The sequence below is a fragment of the Streptomyces sp. MGP-P1 genome (genome assembly GCF_057766565.1).
Map to the genome: position 1 here is coordinate 1,966,798 of NZ_JBYMEM010000007.1, position 16,497 is coordinate 1,983,294.

The 16,497-nt window shown below is 71.6% G+C and carries 16 protein-coding genes and 1 pseudogene; 15 read left to right on the forward strand and 2 right to left on the reverse strand.

All coding sequences use genetic code 11. From position 1 onward, the window contains the following. The first annotated feature begins 133 nt into the window (after positions 1 to 133). From AC3CH1_RS30330 to AC3CH1_RS30375, 10 genes are all read left to right on the forward strand, one after another. On the forward strand, positions 134 to 1,072 hold the full coding sequence (locus tag AC3CH1_RS30330; protein WP_488465802.1) for an FKBP-type peptidyl-prolyl cis-trans isomerase: 939 nt from the start codon (positions 134 to 136) through the stop codon (positions 1,070 to 1,072). A 44-nt stretch (positions 1,073 to 1,116) separates the two neighbouring features. After that, entirely contained in the window at positions 1,117 to 1,488 is a 372-nt protein-coding gene (locus AC3CH1_RS30335; RefSeq protein WP_488465803.1) for an FKBP-type peptidyl-prolyl cis-trans isomerase, read from the forward strand. 163 nt (positions 1,489 to 1,651) lie between these two features. Then, positions 1,652 to 2,605: a helix-turn-helix transcriptional regulator gene (locus AC3CH1_RS30340; RefSeq protein WP_488465804.1), complete on the forward strand. Its 954-nt coding sequence runs from the start codon at positions 1,652 to 1,654 to the stop codon at positions 2,603 to 2,605. Positions 2,606 to 2,618: 13 nt separating this feature from the next. Then, positions 2,619 to 3,575 carry a helix-turn-helix transcriptional regulator gene (locus tag AC3CH1_RS30345; protein WP_488465805.1) on the forward strand — a complete coding sequence of 319 codons (957 nt, stop codon included), beginning with the start codon at positions 2,619 to 2,621 and terminating at the stop codon, positions 3,573 to 3,575. Between the two features lie 22 nt (positions 3,576 to 3,597). Beyond that, a complete protein-coding gene (locus AC3CH1_RS30350; protein WP_215102850.1) occupies positions 3,598 to 3,906 on the forward strand; it encodes a hypothetical protein in 309 nt (102 codons plus the stop codon). Between the two features lie 74 nt (positions 3,907 to 3,980). Continuing rightward, positions 3,981 to 4,178, forward strand: coding sequence for an SUI1 family translation initiation factor (locus tag AC3CH1_RS30355; protein ID WP_397922763.1), 198 nt, complete (start codon positions 3,981 to 3,983; stop codon positions 4,176 to 4,178). A 218-nt stretch (positions 4,179 to 4,396) separates the two neighbouring features. Beyond that, a complete protein-coding gene (gene tatA, locus AC3CH1_RS30360; RefSeq protein WP_488465806.1) occupies positions 4,397 to 4,693 on the forward strand; it encodes a Sec-independent protein translocase subunit TatA in 297 nt (98 codons plus the stop codon). A 49-nt stretch (positions 4,694 to 4,742) separates the two neighbouring features. Further along, a complete protein-coding gene (gene tatC, locus AC3CH1_RS30365; RefSeq protein WP_488465807.1) occupies positions 4,743 to 5,708 on the forward strand; it encodes a twin-arginine translocase subunit TatC in 966 nt (321 codons plus the stop codon). Positions 5,709 to 5,726: 18 nt separating this feature from the next. Then, the gene (locus AC3CH1_RS30370) at positions 5,727 to 6,620 is read left to right on the forward strand and encodes a diacylglycerol kinase (protein ID WP_488465808.1); all 894 of its coding nucleotides are present in this window, start codon (positions 5,727 to 5,729) and stop codon (positions 6,618 to 6,620) included. Between the two features lie 92 nt (positions 6,621 to 6,712). Then, complete coding sequence (locus AC3CH1_RS30375; protein ID WP_488465809.1) at positions 6,713 to 9,553, forward strand: DEAD/DEAH box helicase; 2,841 nt, start codon at positions 6,713 to 6,715, stop codon at positions 9,551 to 9,553. 304 nt (positions 9,554 to 9,857) lie between these two features. Here AC3CH1_RS30375 and AC3CH1_RS30380 read toward each other — a convergent pair. Beyond that, positions 9,858 to 9,998: pseudogene (locus AC3CH1_RS30380) on the reverse strand (ADP-ribosylglycohydrolase family protein); the annotation flags it as partial. A gap of 95 nt (positions 9,999 to 10,093) precedes the next feature. Next, the gene (locus tag AC3CH1_RS30385) at positions 10,094 to 10,741 is read right to left on the reverse strand and encodes a fasciclin domain-containing protein (protein ID WP_265602530.1); all 648 of its coding nucleotides are present in this window, start codon (positions 10,739 to 10,741) and stop codon (positions 10,094 to 10,096) included. Between the two features lie 302 nt (positions 10,742 to 11,043). Here AC3CH1_RS30385 and AC3CH1_RS30390 point away from each other — a divergent pair, with 302 nt between their 5' ends. The 5 genes from AC3CH1_RS30390 to AC3CH1_RS30410 are packed head-to-tail and all read left to right on the forward strand — an operon-like array spanning position 11,044 to position 16,466. After that, complete coding sequence (locus AC3CH1_RS30390) at positions 11,044 to 12,336, forward strand: NAD(P)/FAD-dependent oxidoreductase (protein WP_488465810.1); 1,293 nt, start codon at positions 11,044 to 11,046, stop codon at positions 12,334 to 12,336. Beyond that, on the forward strand, positions 12,330 to 13,055 hold the full coding sequence (locus AC3CH1_RS30395) for a DUF1365 domain-containing protein (RefSeq protein WP_488465811.1): 726 nt from the start codon (positions 12,330 to 12,332) through the stop codon (positions 13,053 to 13,055). Before AC3CH1_RS30390 ends, AC3CH1_RS30395 begins: the two co-directional genes overlap by 7 nt. Then, on the forward strand, positions 13,052 to 14,317 hold the full coding sequence (locus AC3CH1_RS30400) for a class I SAM-dependent methyltransferase (protein WP_488465812.1): 1,266 nt from the start codon (positions 13,052 to 13,054) through the stop codon (positions 14,315 to 14,317). The genes AC3CH1_RS30395 and AC3CH1_RS30400 overlap by 4 nt, the downstream gene beginning before the upstream one ends. Beyond that, on the forward strand, positions 14,314 to 15,666 hold the full coding sequence (locus AC3CH1_RS30405) for a class I SAM-dependent methyltransferase (RefSeq protein ID WP_488465813.1): 1,353 nt from the start codon (positions 14,314 to 14,316) through the stop codon (positions 15,664 to 15,666). Before AC3CH1_RS30400 ends, AC3CH1_RS30405 begins: the two co-directional genes overlap by 4 nt. After that, on the forward strand, positions 15,663 to 16,466 hold the full coding sequence (locus tag AC3CH1_RS30410; RefSeq protein WP_488465814.1) for a DUF1295 domain-containing protein: 804 nt from the start codon (positions 15,663 to 15,665) through the stop codon (positions 16,464 to 16,466). Before AC3CH1_RS30405 ends, AC3CH1_RS30410 begins: the two co-directional genes overlap by 4 nt. Positions 16,467 to 16,497: the final 31 nt, after the last annotated feature.

Consider the following 16,497-nt stretch of genomic DNA (forward strand, 5'->3'; position numbering starts at 1 on the left):
CGGCCCCGGCCCCCAGGACCCCCACCGGTCCTGGGGGCCGGGGCCGTCCGTGCGGGGTCCGGCCCCAACCGAATCAAAGGGCCTAGAGTGTTGCGGGACCGATTCACCGTGCCCCCTGAGATCTGAGGAACCAGTGCGCCGAATTGCCGGCCTTCTTCTCGCCCCCCTCCTGCTGCTGTCGGCAGTGGCGTGCGGCAGCGACGACAAGGCCTCCGACTCCGCCTCGTCCAAGAACGGCGTCCCCGCCATCACCGCGGGCGCCAAGTTCGGCGAGAAGCCCACCCTCTCCAAGGGGGAGGGTGACCCGCCCAAGGAGCTGAAGACCGAGGTCCTCAGCGAGGGGGACGGCGCGAAGCTCAAGAACGGCGACGCGATCCAGGTCAACTACCTCGGTCAGGCGTGGGACTCCACCAAGCCCTTCGACAACAGCTTCGACCGCAAGCAGCCCTTCGACCTCACGCTCGGCGCGGGCATGGTCATCCAGGGCTGGGACAAGGGCCTGGTCGGCCAGAAGGTCGGCAGCCGCGTCGAGCTGGTCATCCCGCCGGAGCTCGGCTACGGCGAGCAGGGCCAGGGCGACATCAAGCCCAACGCCACGCTCGTGTTCGTCGTCGACATCGTGAAGGCCACCCAGATCCCGGCCTCCGCCAAGGGCACCGAGGTCGCCCAGGACAACGTCGACCTCCCCAAGGTCGGCGTCAAGACCGACGGCAAGGCCCCGACGGTCACCATCCCCAAGGGCGACCCGCCGAAGAAGCTCGTCTCCAACTACGTCCTGGAGTCCGACGGCGAGGTCGTCAAGGAGTCCGACAGCGTCGTCGTGAACTACGTCGGCATGATCTGGAAGGGTGCCAAGGAGTTCGACAACACGTACACCACGGGCAAGACCCAGACCTTCCCGCTGTCCCAGGTCACGCTCAAGGGCCTGAAGAACAGCCTGGTCGACAAGAAGGTCGGCAGCCGGGTGCTGCTCGTCATCCCGCCGGACCAGGCCTTCGGGGACCAGCAGCAGCAGGCCATCCCGAAGAACTCCACCCTGGTCTTCGCCGTGGACATCCTCGGCAAGGTGTAAGACTGTCCCGGTTGTCCAGTTCATCATTTAGAGGAGCAGTTTCCGTGAGCATCGAGAAGCCCGAGGTCGACTTCCCGGGTGGCGAGCCGCCGGCCGACCTGCAGATCAAGGACATCTGGGAGGGCGACGGCGCGGTGGCCCAGGCCGGCCAGACCGTCTCCGTCCACTACGTGGGCGTGGCCTTCTCCACCGGCGAGGAGTTCGACGCCTCCTGGAACCGCGGCACGCCGCTGCAGTTCCAGCTCGGCGCCGGTCAGGTCATCTCCGGCTGGGACCAGGGCGTCCAGGGCATGAAGGTCGGCGGTCGCCGCGAGCTGATCATCCCCGCGCACCTCGCCTACGGCGAGCGCGGCGCCGGCGGCAAGATCGCCCCGGGCGAGACGCTGATCTTCGTCTGCGACCTCGTAGCGGTCTGATCCGTTCCGACTGTGCGCATGAGGGCCCCCGTCGCACGGCGGGGGCCCTCACCGCTCTCCGGACGGTCCCGTCACCGCTCTCCGGTCGGCGGCCCGCCTTTTGGTCCCCACACCCCGGGGCGGTACGGTCGACGGTCGTAGAGCAACAAGAGAAAGGGCGTCGATGGCGATTGCCAAGGCCGAGCGGTTGATGAACCTCGCGCTGTGCCTGCTGGGGACCCGGCGCCCACTCAGCAAGCGCGAACTCCGCGGATCCATCGAGGCCTACCTCGAAGCGGGTTCCGACGACTCCTTCAACCGGATGTTCGAGCGCGACAAGGACGATCTGCGTGAGCTCGGCCTCGTCATCGAGACCGTCGAGAACCTCGACGGCGACACCGGATACCTGGCCCGCCGCGACAGCAACCGGCTGCCCCCCATCACCCTGGACGCCGAGGAGGCCGCCGCCCTCGGCCTCGCCGCCAAGGTCTGGCAGCAGGCCCGCCTCGCCGGAGCCGCCAGCGGCGCCCTCCAGAAGCTGCGCGCCGCCGGAATGCCGGAGGCCGAGGACGCCTACGAGGTCCACAGCGCCCTCGAACCCCGCATCCCCGTCCACGAGGCCGCCTTCGAGCCCCTGATGCTGGCCTGCCGCGACCGGCGCCCCGTCACCTTCGACTACCGCAAGGCCAACTCCGCCTACCCCGAGCAGCGCCAGGTCGAACCCTGGACCCTCGAATGCTGGCGCGGTCACTGGTATCTGGCGGGCTGGGACCGCGAGCGCGGCGCCGAACGCGTCTTCCGGCTCTCCCGCATCACCGGCAAGGTCCGCTCCCGCGCCGGGGCCTTCAGCGCCGAGGTGCCCGACGTCGTCACCGTCCGCGAGACCGTGGAGAGCTGGGCCGGCGAGACCGCGACCCGGACCGCCCGGATCAGGCTGCGCGCCGGAGCCGGTTACCCGCTGCGGTCACGGGCGATAGCCGTGAGGGAACGCGGCGACGGCTGGGACGAGCTGGAGATCCCGTACGGGCACGGACTCGACGCCTGGCTCGTGGAGTTCGGCCCGGACGTCGTCGTGGAGGAACCCGCCGATCTGCGGGCCGATGTGGTGGACCGGCTCCGTGCCGTGGCCAAGGACTAGGGGCAGGGAAACGATGGCCACGAACGCGATCGACCAGACCCGCCGGATGCTGTCCCTGGTGACGTATCTGCGCGAGCGCCCGGGCGCCCACGTCCAGGACGTGGCACGGGCCTTCGGGATCACCGAGGACGAGCTGATCTCGGACCTCGACGTCCTGCCCATGTGCGGCACCAGCTTCCGCGGCGGCGACCTCCTCGACATCGACACCGACGGCGACCGGATCTGGTGGCACAACCCGGACGACGTCGCCGAGCCGCTCCGCCTCGCCGCCGACGAGGCCACCGCGCTGCTCGTCGCGGCCCGCGCCGTCGCCACCCTGCCCGGCCTGCGCGAGAGCGACCGGCTCGCCCTCGTCCGCGCCACCGCCAAGCTGGAGACGGCCGCGGGCGAGTCCGGCGCGGCCAGCTCCCGCCTCTCGGTGACCTTCGAGGCGGAGGGCGGCGTCTTCGCCGACGTCGACCGGGCCATCTCCGAGCGCCGTCGGCTCTGGCTGCGCTACTACTCGCCCGCCCGCGACGAACTCACCGAGCGCGAGGTCGACCCGATCCGGCTCTTCGCCGTCGGCCACACCTATATGGAGGGCTGGTGCCGGCTCTCCGAGGCCCGCCGGACCTTCCGGCTGGACCGGGTCGCCGAGATCCGCCTCCTCGACGCCCCCGCCGCCCCGCCCGAGCTGGAGCTGCGCGACCTGTCCGAGGGGCTGGTCCAGCCCGCCGCCGAGGACCCGGAAGTCGTGATCGAGGTCGGCGCCGGCGGTCGCTGGGTCGCCGAGTACTACCCGCACGACTCCGCCGACGAGCTCCCCGACGGCGGCCTGCGGATCACCCTGCGCACCCCGGACCCGGCCTCCCTGCGCCGCCTCGCCCTGCGCCTCGGCGGCGACGGCCGCATCGTCACCCCGCCGGAGCTCGCGGACAGCGCCCGCGAGGCCGCCCGCGAGGCACTCGCCGCTTACGAGGACGCGGTCTGAGACCCGAGGAGGGAAGACAACGATGAACCGGACGCCCCTGTTCCCGGCCACCACCGGGATCCGCCCGGCGCCCCTGCCCGGCGCCGGACCCGTCCCGGTGCCCGTACCCGCCGCCGTACGCTTCCGGGCCGCCTGCCCCGACTGCCGCGGGCGCTTCGAGCTGGCCGCCGCGGCACTGCGCCTCGCTATCGGCGCCACCAGCCGCACCACCTTCTACACCTTCACCTGCCCCGAGTGCGGCGCCTCGGTCCGCAAGCCCGCCGGGGAGCGCATCATCGAACTGCTCACCGGCGGCGGTGTACGGACGCTGCGCCTGCACACCGCCCTGTAGCGACCGAACCCCGCGCCCGTCCGAAGCCCGGTCAAAAGCCCTGTAGGAAGCCCCGTAGGAAGAGGGACCGCCGTATGTTCTGGCCCATGCTCGCCATCGCCCTCGGATTCCTGGGCATCGCCGTGCTCGGCGTCCTGGGCATCAAGGTCTTCGTCGAGGCCCGGCGTCTCGGCCGGCAGGTCACGGTCACCACCGAGCGGATCAACCGGGCGTCCGAGGACCTCGAACGGGCGGCCACACGCCTCGCGACCACCGGCGAAGGCCTGCGATAACGGTCCCTGAGGCCTGATGTTCGACCGCACCGGGGGGTACGCTGCATGGGTCGGCCCAGGCAGGGAGGTGCGGGTCGCAAGCAGGAGTACGCACGGGCATTGCCTCGCGTTTACCCCTGCGGGTTACGATCGCTGCCAAGCGCAACGATCGGACGTATGCCCGGTCGAGCGGGTAGCGAGCCCACCCTCCAGCCGCCTCAGTGAGAAGGAAGTCGCACATGATCGGCAATCTGAAGCCCCTCGAGATCGTTCTGATCATCGCTGTCATCCTGCTGCTCTTCGGTGCCAAGAAGCTTCCCGACATGGCGCGCTCGCTCGGCAAGTCGGCCCGCATCCTCAAGAGCGAGGCCAAGGCCATGAAGAAGGACGACGCGCCGACCGCCGCGCCCACGACGGAGACCGTCGAGGACCCGAAGCCCCCGCAGTCCCCCACCGCGCGCACCATCCAGGCCGCTCCGGGAGACGTCACCAGCTCCCGCCCGGTCAGCGAGGCCAAGCCCACCACCCAGAGCTGACAGCTGACGCGCTCCGCCGACAGCCGCCGCACGAGACGAGGGAAGTGGGTTGCTCAAGTCTGCCCGCAAGCAGGAGAAGGACGACGAGGGGCGGATGCCTCTCCTCGATCACCTGCGTGAGCTGCGTAACCGGCTGCTGAAGGCCGTGCTGGCGATCGTCGTGGTGACGACCGTCGCGGCGTTCTTCCAGAAGGAGATCTACGACTTCCTTCTGCGCCCCCTTCTTCAGTCCGTCGGGTGCGACGACGGCGTGGTCGTCGCCGTCAACGGCAAGCCCTGCGCGCTGCTGAAGACCAACACCCTGCTGGCGCCGTTCACCAACGCCCTCAAGGTCGCCCTGATGTCGGGTGTCCTGCTGGCCACCCCGGTCTGGCTGTACCAGTTGTGGGCCTTCGTGGCCCCCGGGCTGCACAAGGGTGAGAAGCGCTACGCCTACGCCTTCGCCATCGTCGGCGCGCCCCTCTTCCTCTCCGGCGGCTACCTCGCGTACGCGATCCTGCCGCAGACCGCCGAGATCATGCTCGGGTTCAGCCCCGAGAACGTGCAGAACCAGATCGAGCTCGACAGCTATCTGGATCTCCTGGTCCGCATGGTGGTCGTCTTCGGCATCGCCTTCGAACTGCCGCTGCTCCTCATCGCGCTGAACATGACCGGTGTCGTCTCCGGCAAGCGGATGTTCGGCTGGTGGCGCGGGATGATCGTGGGCCTCACCGGTTTCGCGGCGATCGCGACACCGGGTGGCGAACCGGTCTCCATGCTGCTTCTCGCCGGACCGCTCGCGGTCCTCTACTTCATCGCCGTCGGCTTCTCCCTGCTGAACGACAGGCGGCGCAACCGCAACAACCCCGACGCCGAGCTCAGCGACGACGAGGCCTCCGATCTCGATCTGACACCCGAGCCCGTCGGGAGCGTGGAGCGTGTCTCCGGCTCCCGCCCCGCGCTTCCCGGGCAGGCGTCCGGCGAGGCGGACGGGCCCGGACCGCGCCGGCTGAACGGTTACGACGACATCACCTGACCTTGTAGGGTCCGGCGCGTGACCAGCGAGATCACCCTCTTCGTCAATCCCACCGCAGGACGCGGCCGGGGCGCGCACGCCGCGCAGCCGGCCGCTTCCGCGTTGCGGGACGCCGGATTCTCCGTCGTGACGGTGCTGGGCCAGGACGCCGACGACGCCCTGCGTCGGGCTCGCGGGGCCGTCGCGGCGGGGACCGGGGCGCTGATAGCCGTGGGCGGGGACGGGCTGATGTCCCTCGCCCTCCAGGCCGTCGCCGGGACCGCCACCCCGCTCGGCGTCGTCGCCGTCGGCACCGGCAACGACTTCGCCCGGGCGCTGGGGCTGCCGATACGCGACCCGGCCGCCGCCGGACGGCTGGCCGCGCGGGCGCTCAAGGAGGGCGGTCACCGCGACATCGACCTCGGGCGGGTCGGGGACCGCTGGTTCGGCTCGGTTCTCGCCTCCGGCTTCGACTCCTGGGTCAACGACCGGGGCAACCGGATGCGGTTCGTCGGCGGCCGGTTCAAGTACGACCTCGCGATCCTCGCCGAACTGGCCGCCTTCCGGCCGATCCCGTACCGGATCCGGCTCGACGGGGGAGAGGCCGCCGAGATCGAGGCCACCCTCATCGCGGTGGGCAACGGAACCACGTACGGCGGGGGCATGCGGATCTGTGCCGAAGCCGAGATGGACGACGGGCTCTTCGACGTGACCGTGGTGGGGCGGTGCACCCGCACCACGCTCCTCAAGGTCTTCCCGAAGGTCTACCGGGGCACGCACCTGGGCCACCCCGCCGTCACCGTGCACCGGGTCTCCTCGATCGAGCTGGCGGCGGCCGGGGTCACGGCGTACGCGGACGGTGAACCGCTGGGCGCGCTGCCGCTCACCGCCACCTGTGTACCGGGCGCCGTGCGGGTGCTCACCGGGGGCTGAGGAGGCGCCGGCCGGGTCCCGGGCGAGCAAACGACCAAGGGCATTAAAGGTCGCGCTGAGTGTCAGAGGTGGCGGGTAGGCTCGTAGCCAAGATGACAGAGGACCTCTCACCAGCTGAGCGATACCAGGCTTCTCGGGACCGTGCGGCCGAGATGGCCACGGCCCTCGGGCCCTTCCGCGAGATGTACGAGTTCGGTCTGGACCCGTTCCAGATCGAGGCCTGCCAGGCCCTGGAGGCGGGCAAGGGGGTGCTGGTCGCGGCCCCCACCGGGTCGGGCAAGACGATCGTCGGCGAGTTCGCCGTGCATCTGGCCCTGGAGCAGGGCCGCAAGTGCTTCTACACCACCCCGATCAAGGCGCTCTCCAACCAGAAGTTCGCCGATCTGGTCAAGCGCTACGGCGCCGACAAGGTCGGTCTGCTGACCGGCGACAACAGCGTCAACTCCGAGGCGCCGGTGGTCGTGATGACCACCGAGGTCCTGCGGAACATGCTGTACGCGGGCTCCCAGTCGCTGTCCGGCCTCGGCTATGTGGTCATGGACGAGGTGCACTACCTCTCCGACCGCTTCCGGGGCGCGGTGTGGGAGGAAGTGATCATTCACCTCCCCGAGTCGGTGACGCTGGTCTCCCTGTCGGCGACCGTCTCCAACGCGGAGGAGTTCGGCGACTGGCTGGACACCGTGCGCGGCGACACCGAGGTGATCGTCTCCGAGCACCGCCCGGTGCCGCTCTGGCAGCACGTGATGGCCGGACGCAAGATGTACGACCTCTTCGAGGAGGCGACCGACCACGGGGGGCGCGGGTCCGGACGGCGCGAGGTCAACCCGGATCTGGTCCGTCTCGCCCGGCAGGAGAGCCAGAACGTCTACAACCCCCGGGACCGCCGCCGGGGCAAGATGGTGCGCGAGGCCGACCGTGAGCGCGAGAGGCGTCAGCGCGGCCGGATCTGGACGCCCGGCCGGCCCGAGGTCATCGACCGGCTGGACAACGAGGGCCTGCTCCCCGCCATCACCTTCATCTTCAGCCGGGCCGGCTGCGAGGCCGCGGTCCAGCAGTGCCTGTACGCCGGTCTGCGGCTCAACGACGAGGACAAGCGCCGACTGGTCCGGGAGATCGTCGAGGAGCGGACCGCGTCCATCCCCGGCGAGGACCTGCACGTCCTGGGCTACTACGAGTGGCTGGAAGGTCTGGAGCGGGGCATCGCCGCGCACCACGCGGGCATGCTGCCGACCTTCAAGGAGGTCGTGGAGGAGCTGTTCGTACGGGGGCTGGTCAAGGCCGTCTTCGCCACGGAGACCCTGGCGCTCGGCATCAACATGCCCGCGCGTTCCGTGGTGCTGGAGAAGCTCGTCAAGTGGAACGGCGAGCAGCACGCCGACATCACCCCCGGCGAGTACACCCAGCTCACCGGCCGGGCCGGACGCCGCGGCATCGACGTCGAGGGCCACGCGGTGGTCCTGTGGCAGCGCGGCATGGACCCGACGGCGCTGGCCGGACTCGCGGGCACCCGTACGTATCCGCTGCGCTCCAGCTTCCGCCCCTCGTACAACATGGCGGTCAACCTGGTGCAGCAGTTCGGGCGGCACCGCTCGCGGGAGCTGCTGGAGACCTCGTTCGCCCAGTTCCAGGCGGACAAGTCCGTCGTGGGGATCTCGCGTCAGGTGCAGCGGAACGAGGAGGGCCTGGAGGGCTACCAGGAGGGCATGACCTGCCACCTCGGTGACTTCGAGGAGTACGCGCGCCTGCGGCGCGACCTCAAGGACCGCGAGACGGAGCTGGCCAAGCAGGGCGCGGCGCAACGCCGGGCGGCGGCCGCCTCCTCGCTGGAGAAGCTGAAGGCCGGGGACGTCATCCACGTGCCGACGGGAAAGTTCGCGGGGCTCGCCCTGGTGCTGGACCCGGGGCTCCCTGCCGGGCGGGCCAACGGGCACCGCGGGTTCGACCACCACGACGGGCCGCGTCCGCTGGTGCTGACCGCCGAGCGGCAGGTCAAGCGGCTGGCCTCGATGGACTTCCCGGTGCCCGTGGAGGCGCTGGACCGGATGCGCGTCCCGAAGTCGTTCAACCCGCGCTCGCCGCAGTCCCGGCGTGATCTGGCCTCCGCGCTGCGGACGAAGGCCGGGCACGTCGTGCCCGACCGGCACCGCAAGGGGCGGGCACCGGCCGCCGACGACCGCGAGATCGCCCGGCTGCGGACCGAGCTGCGCGCCCACCCGTGCCACGGGTGCGACGAGCGGGAGGACCACGCGCGGTGGGCCGAGCGCTACCACCGGCTGCAGCGGGACACCCGGCAGCTGGAGAAGCGGATCGAGGGGCGGACGAACACGATCGCCCGGACCTTCGACCGGATCGTCGCTCTCCTCACCGAGCTGGACTACCTCCGGGGCAACGAGGTCACCGCGAACGGGCGGCGGCTTGCCCGGCTGTACGGGGAGCTGGATCTGCTCGCCAGCGAGTGCCTGCGGGAGGGTGTCTGGGAAGGGCTCAACCCCGCTGAACTGGCGGCTTGCGTATCGGCGTTGGTGTACGAGGCGCGGCAGGCCGATGACGCCGTCGCGCCGAAGCTGCCGTCCGGTCCCGCCAAGCTCGCCATGGGCGAGATGGTGCGGATCTGGGGGCGGCTGGACGCCCTGGAGGAGGGCTTCAAGATCAACCAGACGGAAGGGGTCGGGCAGCGCGAACCCGATCTCGGCTTCGCCTGGGCGGTCTACATGTGGGCCTCGGGCCGGACGCTGGACGAGGTGCTGCGCGAGGCGGAGATGCCGGCGGGGGACTTCGTCCGGTGGTGCAAGCAGGTGATCGATGTGCTGGGTCAGGTGGCCGCGGCGGCTCCTCGCGATGCGGGGGAGGGGGCGAGTTCCGTGGCGAAGAACGCGCGTAAGGCGGTGGACGCGGTGTTGCGGGGAGTGGTGGCGTACAGCTCTGTCGGCTGACGCCGGTGCCGGTGCCCGGCGCTGACGGGGGTGGGGCAGGTGGTGTGGGTGCGCCTGCGGCGGGCTTGTTCCCCTACCCACCCCTTCCCGGAACCGGGGCTCTGCCCCGGACCCCGCTCCTCAAGCGCCGGAGGGGCTGGAAAGAGCTGCTCCTCAAGCGCCGGGGGGCTTGAGCGGGCTCAAAGAGGGGCGGGGCCGGCGGGGGTCGGTCGGGGTCAGGTGCTGCGGGTTTTCGCCGCTGCTCCCGCGCAGACCATGCCCAGGAGTACGGTCAAGCCGCCGACGATGATGTGGTTGATCACGATCCGACGCCGTCCGGGAAGCGGGCGGTGTACACGTCGGCGGGGCCGAACTCGAACGGGGTGCCGAGCGCGTCCCCGGCGGCGGACCCGGCCACGGCTCCGGCCACGCGGTCGGCCCGGCCCAGAGGTTCACGGTGTGTCATCCGCTCAGGCCAGGGCAGCGCCCACGCACGACGAGGGGCGGGGAGAAGCGGCGTACCGCGTCTCCCCGCCCCTCGTCCGTGGGGGGTGGTGGGGGCTACTTCGGGGGCATCAGGACCGAGTCGACGATGTAGACCGTCGCGTTGGCGGTCGGGACGTTGCCGCAGACGACCTTCGAGGCGTCGTTCACGGTGTACTCGACGCCCGAGCCGGCCGTGGTCAGCTTGCTCTTCTCCAGCGTGTCGAAGGAGCCCTTCTCCAGCTGCTGCGGCGTCAGCTTCTCGCCCACCACGTGGTAGGTGAGGACCTTGGTGAGCTCGGCCTTGTTCGCCAGCAGTGCGTCCAGGTCGGCCTTCGGGATCTTGGCGAAGGCGTCGTTGGTCGGGGCGAACACCGTGATGTTCTCCGCGTTGTTGAGCGTGTCGACCAGGCCTGCCTGCTTAACGGCGGCCACCAGCGTCGACAGCTCCTCGTTGTTCGAGGCGGCCGTGGCGACCGGGTCCTTCGCCATGCCGTCGAACGAGCCCGCGCCTTCCGTCGGCACCGATGAACAGGCCGGGCCGAACGGCTCGTCCATGGACGCCGAGTCATCGGCCGAGGGGCTCGCCGGGGCGGACGAGCTGGGCGTCGAGCCTGCCGCCGAGTCCTTGGAGGAGTCGTCCGACGAGCAGGCGGTCAGGGCGAGCGGCAGCACGGCCGCTGCGGAGACGGCGACGGCTGCGCGGCGGAAGAGGAGCGTGTTCATGGCGTTTCTCCTGGATCGAAGGTCGTGTGCGAAGAGAGAAAGAGAAGAGAAAAGGGGAGTGGGGCATGCGGCCCGTGGGACCGGCGGGGCGGAAGTGCCCCGGCCGATCGCGCGTCGTTCCGGTCTGCTCTCACACAAGGGGTTCGACGCCGGTCGGTCGGCGGATTGGTCCCAGATCCTCATTCACCCGTTCGGAGTAGATGCACTGGTCGACCAATCCATCCGGCCACCAGCCGCGAATGCAGGGTGAGGAGCACTCCAGCAGTGCTCCGACCTGTGTGGAAGGACCGGAGGGAGCCGGAATGGCAGGGGAACGACGGCGGACGGCGGTGGTCGGATCCGGAGTGGCGGGACTGACCGCCGCCCACGTTCTCCGGAACGCCCACGAGGTGACGCTGTACGAGGCGGAGGACCGCGTCGGAGGCCACGCCCACACGCATGACCTGACCGCGTCCGACGGCCGGGTGCACCGCGTGGACTCCGGGTTCATCGTGCACAACCGCCGGACCTACCCCCACCTGCTGCGGCTCTTCGACGAACTGGGCGTCGCCACCCAGGAGTCCGAGATGTCGATGTCCGTGCGGTGCGAGGGCTGCGGCCTCGAATACGCAGGGGCGCGCGGCCCGGCCGGGCTCTTCGCGCAGCCGCGCTCCGCCGTGCGCGGCCCCTATCTGCGGATGCTCGCCGAGGTGCCGCGCTTCCACCGCGCGGCCCGGGCCCTCCTGGAACTGCCGGAGAGCGGGACGGACGGGGCGGGCGGGACGAACGGGATGACGCTGGGGGAGTTCGCCCGGCGCGGGCGCTTCTCGCCCTACTTCCACGCCCACTTCCTCACGCCCATGGTCTCCGCCGTCTGGTCCTGCGACCCGGTCACCGCCCTGCGCTACCCGGCCCGCTATCTCTTCCGCTTCCTCGCCCACCACGGCATGCTCGCCATCGGTGACTCCCCGGTCTGGCGCACCGTCACCGGCGGGTCGCGCAGCTACGTCGACCTCCTCGTCAAACAGCTCACCGCCGTGCACACCTCGACCCCGGTACGCGCCATCACCCGGCACGCGGACGGCGTCGAGATCACCACGGAGGACGGCACGAGGACCCCGTACGACTCCGTCGTCATCGCCACCCACCCCGACCAGGCGCTGCGGCTGCTCACCGACCCGACCGACGCCGAGCGCGGCACGCTGGGCGCGTTCCGGTACTCCCGCAACCCGACCCTGCTGCACACGGACACCGCGCTGCTGCCGCGCGCCCGGGGGGCCAGGGCCTCCTGGAACTACCTGATGCCCTCGTGCGCCGCCGACGCCGACCGCGTCACCGTCAGCTACGACATGAGCCGCCTCCAGCGGCTCGACGCGCCCGAGACCTTCGTGGTCACGCTGAACGGCTCCGACCGCGTCGACCCCGCCTCCGTGCGCGCCCGCATGGTCTACGAGCACCCCGTCTACACACCCGGGTCCGTCGAGGCCCAGGCCGGGCTGCCCGCCCTCTCCGGTCCCGTCACCGCCTACGCGGGGGCGTACCACGGCTGGGGGTTCCACGAGGACGGCTGCCGTTCGGGGGTCGAGGCCGCGGCGGCCCTGGGGGTGAGGTGGTGAACGCCCTCTACCCGTGCACGATCACGCACGTGCGGAACCGGCCGACGAGGTACGCGTTCCGGCACCGTACGTATCTGTGGCTCATCGACCCCGACCGGCCGCCCCGGCTGCCGCGCCTCCTGCGACCGCTGGCCCGGTTCGACCCCCGCGACCACTTCGGCGGCACCGCCCCCACCATCCGGGCCGGGCTGGAGCGCTTCCTGCGGGCGCGGGGCGTGGAGCTGGGCGAGGGCACCGTCACCATGCTCACCCAGGCCCGGGTGTTCGGACACGTCTTCAACCCGATCACCGTCTACTGGTGTCACCGGGCCGACGGGAGCCCCCTCTGCGTCGTCGCCGAGGTGCACAACACGTACGGCGGACGGCACGGCTACCTCCTGCGCCCCGACACGCATGACCGGGCCGTGGCCGACAAGGATTTCTACGTCTCGCCGTTCTTCCCCGTGGACGGCGGCTACCGGATGCGGCTGCCCGAGCCCGGGCCCCGGCTCGACCTGAGCATCCACCTGGAGCGCGACGGAGCCCGCCCGTTCACCGCGACCGTCCGCGGCCGGCGTCGGCCCGCCGCCCCCCGGGAGCTGGTGCGACTCGCCCTGCGCCACCCCCTGTCCACCGTCCTCGTCTCCGCCGCGATCCGCCTGCACGGCATCCGGCTCTATCTGCGCGGGCTCCCCGTGCAGCCCCGTCCCCCGCACCGCCCTCAGGAAGGCATGCAGTGACCGCGCCCACCTCCGCGCTGCCGGCAGAGCACACCCCCGGGACCGACCCGGAACGCTGGCCCGACATCATCGCGCAGCCCCGCGCCTCCCGCGCCCGGACCGCCGTCGCCGAGCGCATCGTCCGCCAGGCGCTCGCCCGGCTCCCCCTGCGCGCCCGCCTCGCGGGCAGGGACGACATAGGTCTCGGCGGGCCGCTCATGGACATCCGCGACCCCGACGCCTTCTTCCGGCGGATCGGCGCGAGCGGACTCATCGGCTTCGGCGAGTCCTACATGGCGGGGGAGTGGGACGCGCCCGACCTGGTCGGCGTGCTGACCGTGCTGGCCGACAACGTGGCCGGCCTCGTCCCCCGGCCGCTGCAACGCCTGCGCGGCATCTGGGCGCTGCGCAAACCCACCGCCCAGCTGAACACCCCCGAAGGCTCCCGAACCAACATCAGCCACCACTACGACCTGTCCAACGAGCTGTTCGCCCTCTTCCTCGACGAGACGCTCTCGTACTCCTCCGCCGTCTTCCGCGGCTTCCCCGCCGAACGCGACCTGCTGCCCGCCGCCCAGCACCGCAAGATCGACCGGCTGCTGGACGCCGCCGGGGTCACCGAGGGCACCCGCCTCCTGGAGATCGGCACCGGCTGGGGCGAACTGGCCGTCCGCGCGGCGGCCCGAGGCGCCCGGGTCGTCACCGTCACCCTCTCCGCCGAACAGCGCGAACTGGCCCGCGCCCGGATCCGCGAGGCCGGGTACGCGGACCGCGTAGAGGTGCGGCTGAGCGACTACCGCCACGTCACCGGCGACTACGACGCCATCGTCAGCGTCGAGATGGTCGAGGCGGTCGGCGAGGAGTTCTGGCCGTGCTACTTCGAGACCCTGGACCGGCTGCTCGCCCCCGGCGGCCGGATCGCCCTCCAGGCCATCACCATGCCCGACGACCGGCTCCGCGCCAGCCGCTCCACGTACACCTGGATCCACAAGTACATCTTCCCCGGCGGGCTCCTGCCCTCCACCGAAGCCGTGGAGCGGATCACCACCGGCCACACCCGCCTGCGCACCACGCAGCGCATCCGCTTCGGCGCGCACTACGCCGAGACGCTCCGGCTGTGGCGGGAAAGGTTCACCGAGCGGGCGGCCGAGGTCGACGCCCTCGGCTTCGACGCCGTCTTCCGCCGGATGTGGACCTTCTACCTCGCCTACTCCGAAGCGGGCTTCCGCTCCGGCTATCTCGATGTGCAGCAGCTGCTTCTGACCCGCGAGGAGACCGCGTGACCACCACCGCACCCAAGCCCCCCGCCCGGCGCACCCCGACCGGGGCCGCCCAGCGCGTCGAACCGCTGATCGAGCGGTTCCTCGGCGGCCCGCCGCCGGTCCGGGTACGGATGTGGGACGGCAGCGAGACCGGGCCCAGGGACGCCCCCACCGTCCACGTGCGGACCCGCAGAGCGCTGCGTCGCCTGCTGTGGGAGCCGGGCGAACTCGGTCTCGCCGAGGCCTACATCACCGGCGACATCGACCTCGACACCGATCTCGGCGACGGGCTTCGCGCCATGCGCCGCGCCGCGCGCGACCGCGGCCTGACCGCGCCCGCGCCCGCCCTCGCCGACCGGCTCAGGGCGGCGGGCCTCGCCCTGCGCCTCGGCGCGGTCGGCCCCCGGCCGCCGGTCCCCGCCGCCCGCGCCGGACTCCGCGGGACCCTGCACAGCAAGGCCCGTGACCGGGCGGCGATCAGCCACCACTACGACCTGTCCAACGCCTTCTACACGCTGCTGCTCGACGAGACGATGGCGTACTCCTGCGGCTACTGGACCAGCGAGGCGCCCGACTACGGCCCGGCCGACGCGCAGCGCGACAAGCTGGAGCTGATCTGCCGCAAGCTCGGACTGCGGCCCGGCGCACGGCTGCTGGACATCGGCTGCGGCTGGGGTTCGCTGACCCTGTACGCGGCCGAGCGCCACGGCGTCCACGTCACCGCCGTCACCCTCGCCGCCGAACAGGCCGCGTACGTACGGGAGCAGGTCACCGCACGCGGCCTCGACGATCGCGTCGAGGTGCTGAACATCGACTACCGGGACATCGCGGGGCGGCCGGAGACCCGGGGCGCGTACGACGCGGTGTCCACGATCGAGATGGGCGAGCACGTCGGGGACGCCGAGTACCCGGCGTTCACCGCGATCCTGCACGACGCGCTGCGGCCGCGGGGCCGGGCCCTGGTCCAGCAGATGTCCCGGGGGACGACGGCGCCGGGCGGCGGCGCGTTCATCGAGTCGTACATCGCCCCCGACATGCACATGCGGCCGCTCGGCGAGACCGTCGCCCTGCTGGAGGGCGCCGGTCTCGAGGTGCGTGACGTCGAATCGCTGCGCGAGCACTACGTGTGGACGGTGGAGGCCTGGCGGCGCACCCTGGAGGAGCGCTGGGCGGAGTTCGTCGCGCTGGTGGGGGAGGAGACCGCGCGGGTGTGGCGGCTCTACCTCGTCGGCGGCGCGCTCGCGTTCGAGGAACGCCGGATGGGCGTCGACCAGATCCTCTCCGTACGGCCCGACCCGGTCGGCTCCGCCGCGATGCCGCCCACCCCGCGCGGTTGGTACGCGCCGGCCGCCCCGGAGGAGAGCCCATGAGCGGCTTCGCCTGGTCCGCGTTCGCGAGCGGGCTCGCGGGCGCGGCCGTCGCCGCGCTCGGCGTCATGCTCGTCACCTTCGCCGTCGCCCTGAAGAAGGGCGTGCACCGGATCGTCGACGTCGCCTGGGGCATCGGGTTCGCCGCCGTCGCCCTGGTCTCCTACGGCCTGTCGGCGGGCGACGGCGACGACGGCCGCCGGCTCCTGGTCACCGCGCTGACCGTGATCTGGGGGCTGCGCCTCGCCGTCCACATCGGCCGACGCGGCCGGGGCCACGGAGAGGACCCGCGCTACGAGAAAATGCTGGCGAAGGCCCCCGGCAACCCGAACCTGCACGCCCTGCGCAAGGTGTATCTCCTCCAGGGGGCGCTCGTCTGGCTGGTCTCGCTGCCGGTGCAGGCCGCGCATTACCTCACCGCGCCGCTCGCCTGGTGGGCTTGGGCTGGGGCACTCCTGTGGGCGGTCGGTCTCGCCTTCGAGGCGATCGGCGACGCGCAGCTCGCCCGGTTCAAGGCGGATCCCGCCAACAAGAGGAAGATCATGGACCGGGGGCTGTGGTCCTGGACCCGCCACCCGAACTACTTCGGCGACTTCTGCGTCTGGTGGGGGCTCTTCCTCTTCGTCTGCCAGGCCCCCGCCGCCGCTGCCGCCACCGTCGTCGCCCCGCTGGTGATGAGCTTCCTGCTGACCAAGGGCAGCGGCGCGGCTCTGCTGGAGCGTCATATGGCCGACCGGCCCGGGTTCGACGCCTACGTGGCGCGGACGAGCGGCTTCTTCCCCCGGCCGCCGCGCCGGGTCTGACAGCCGACGAGGCCCGTCCCGCGTCTCCTCG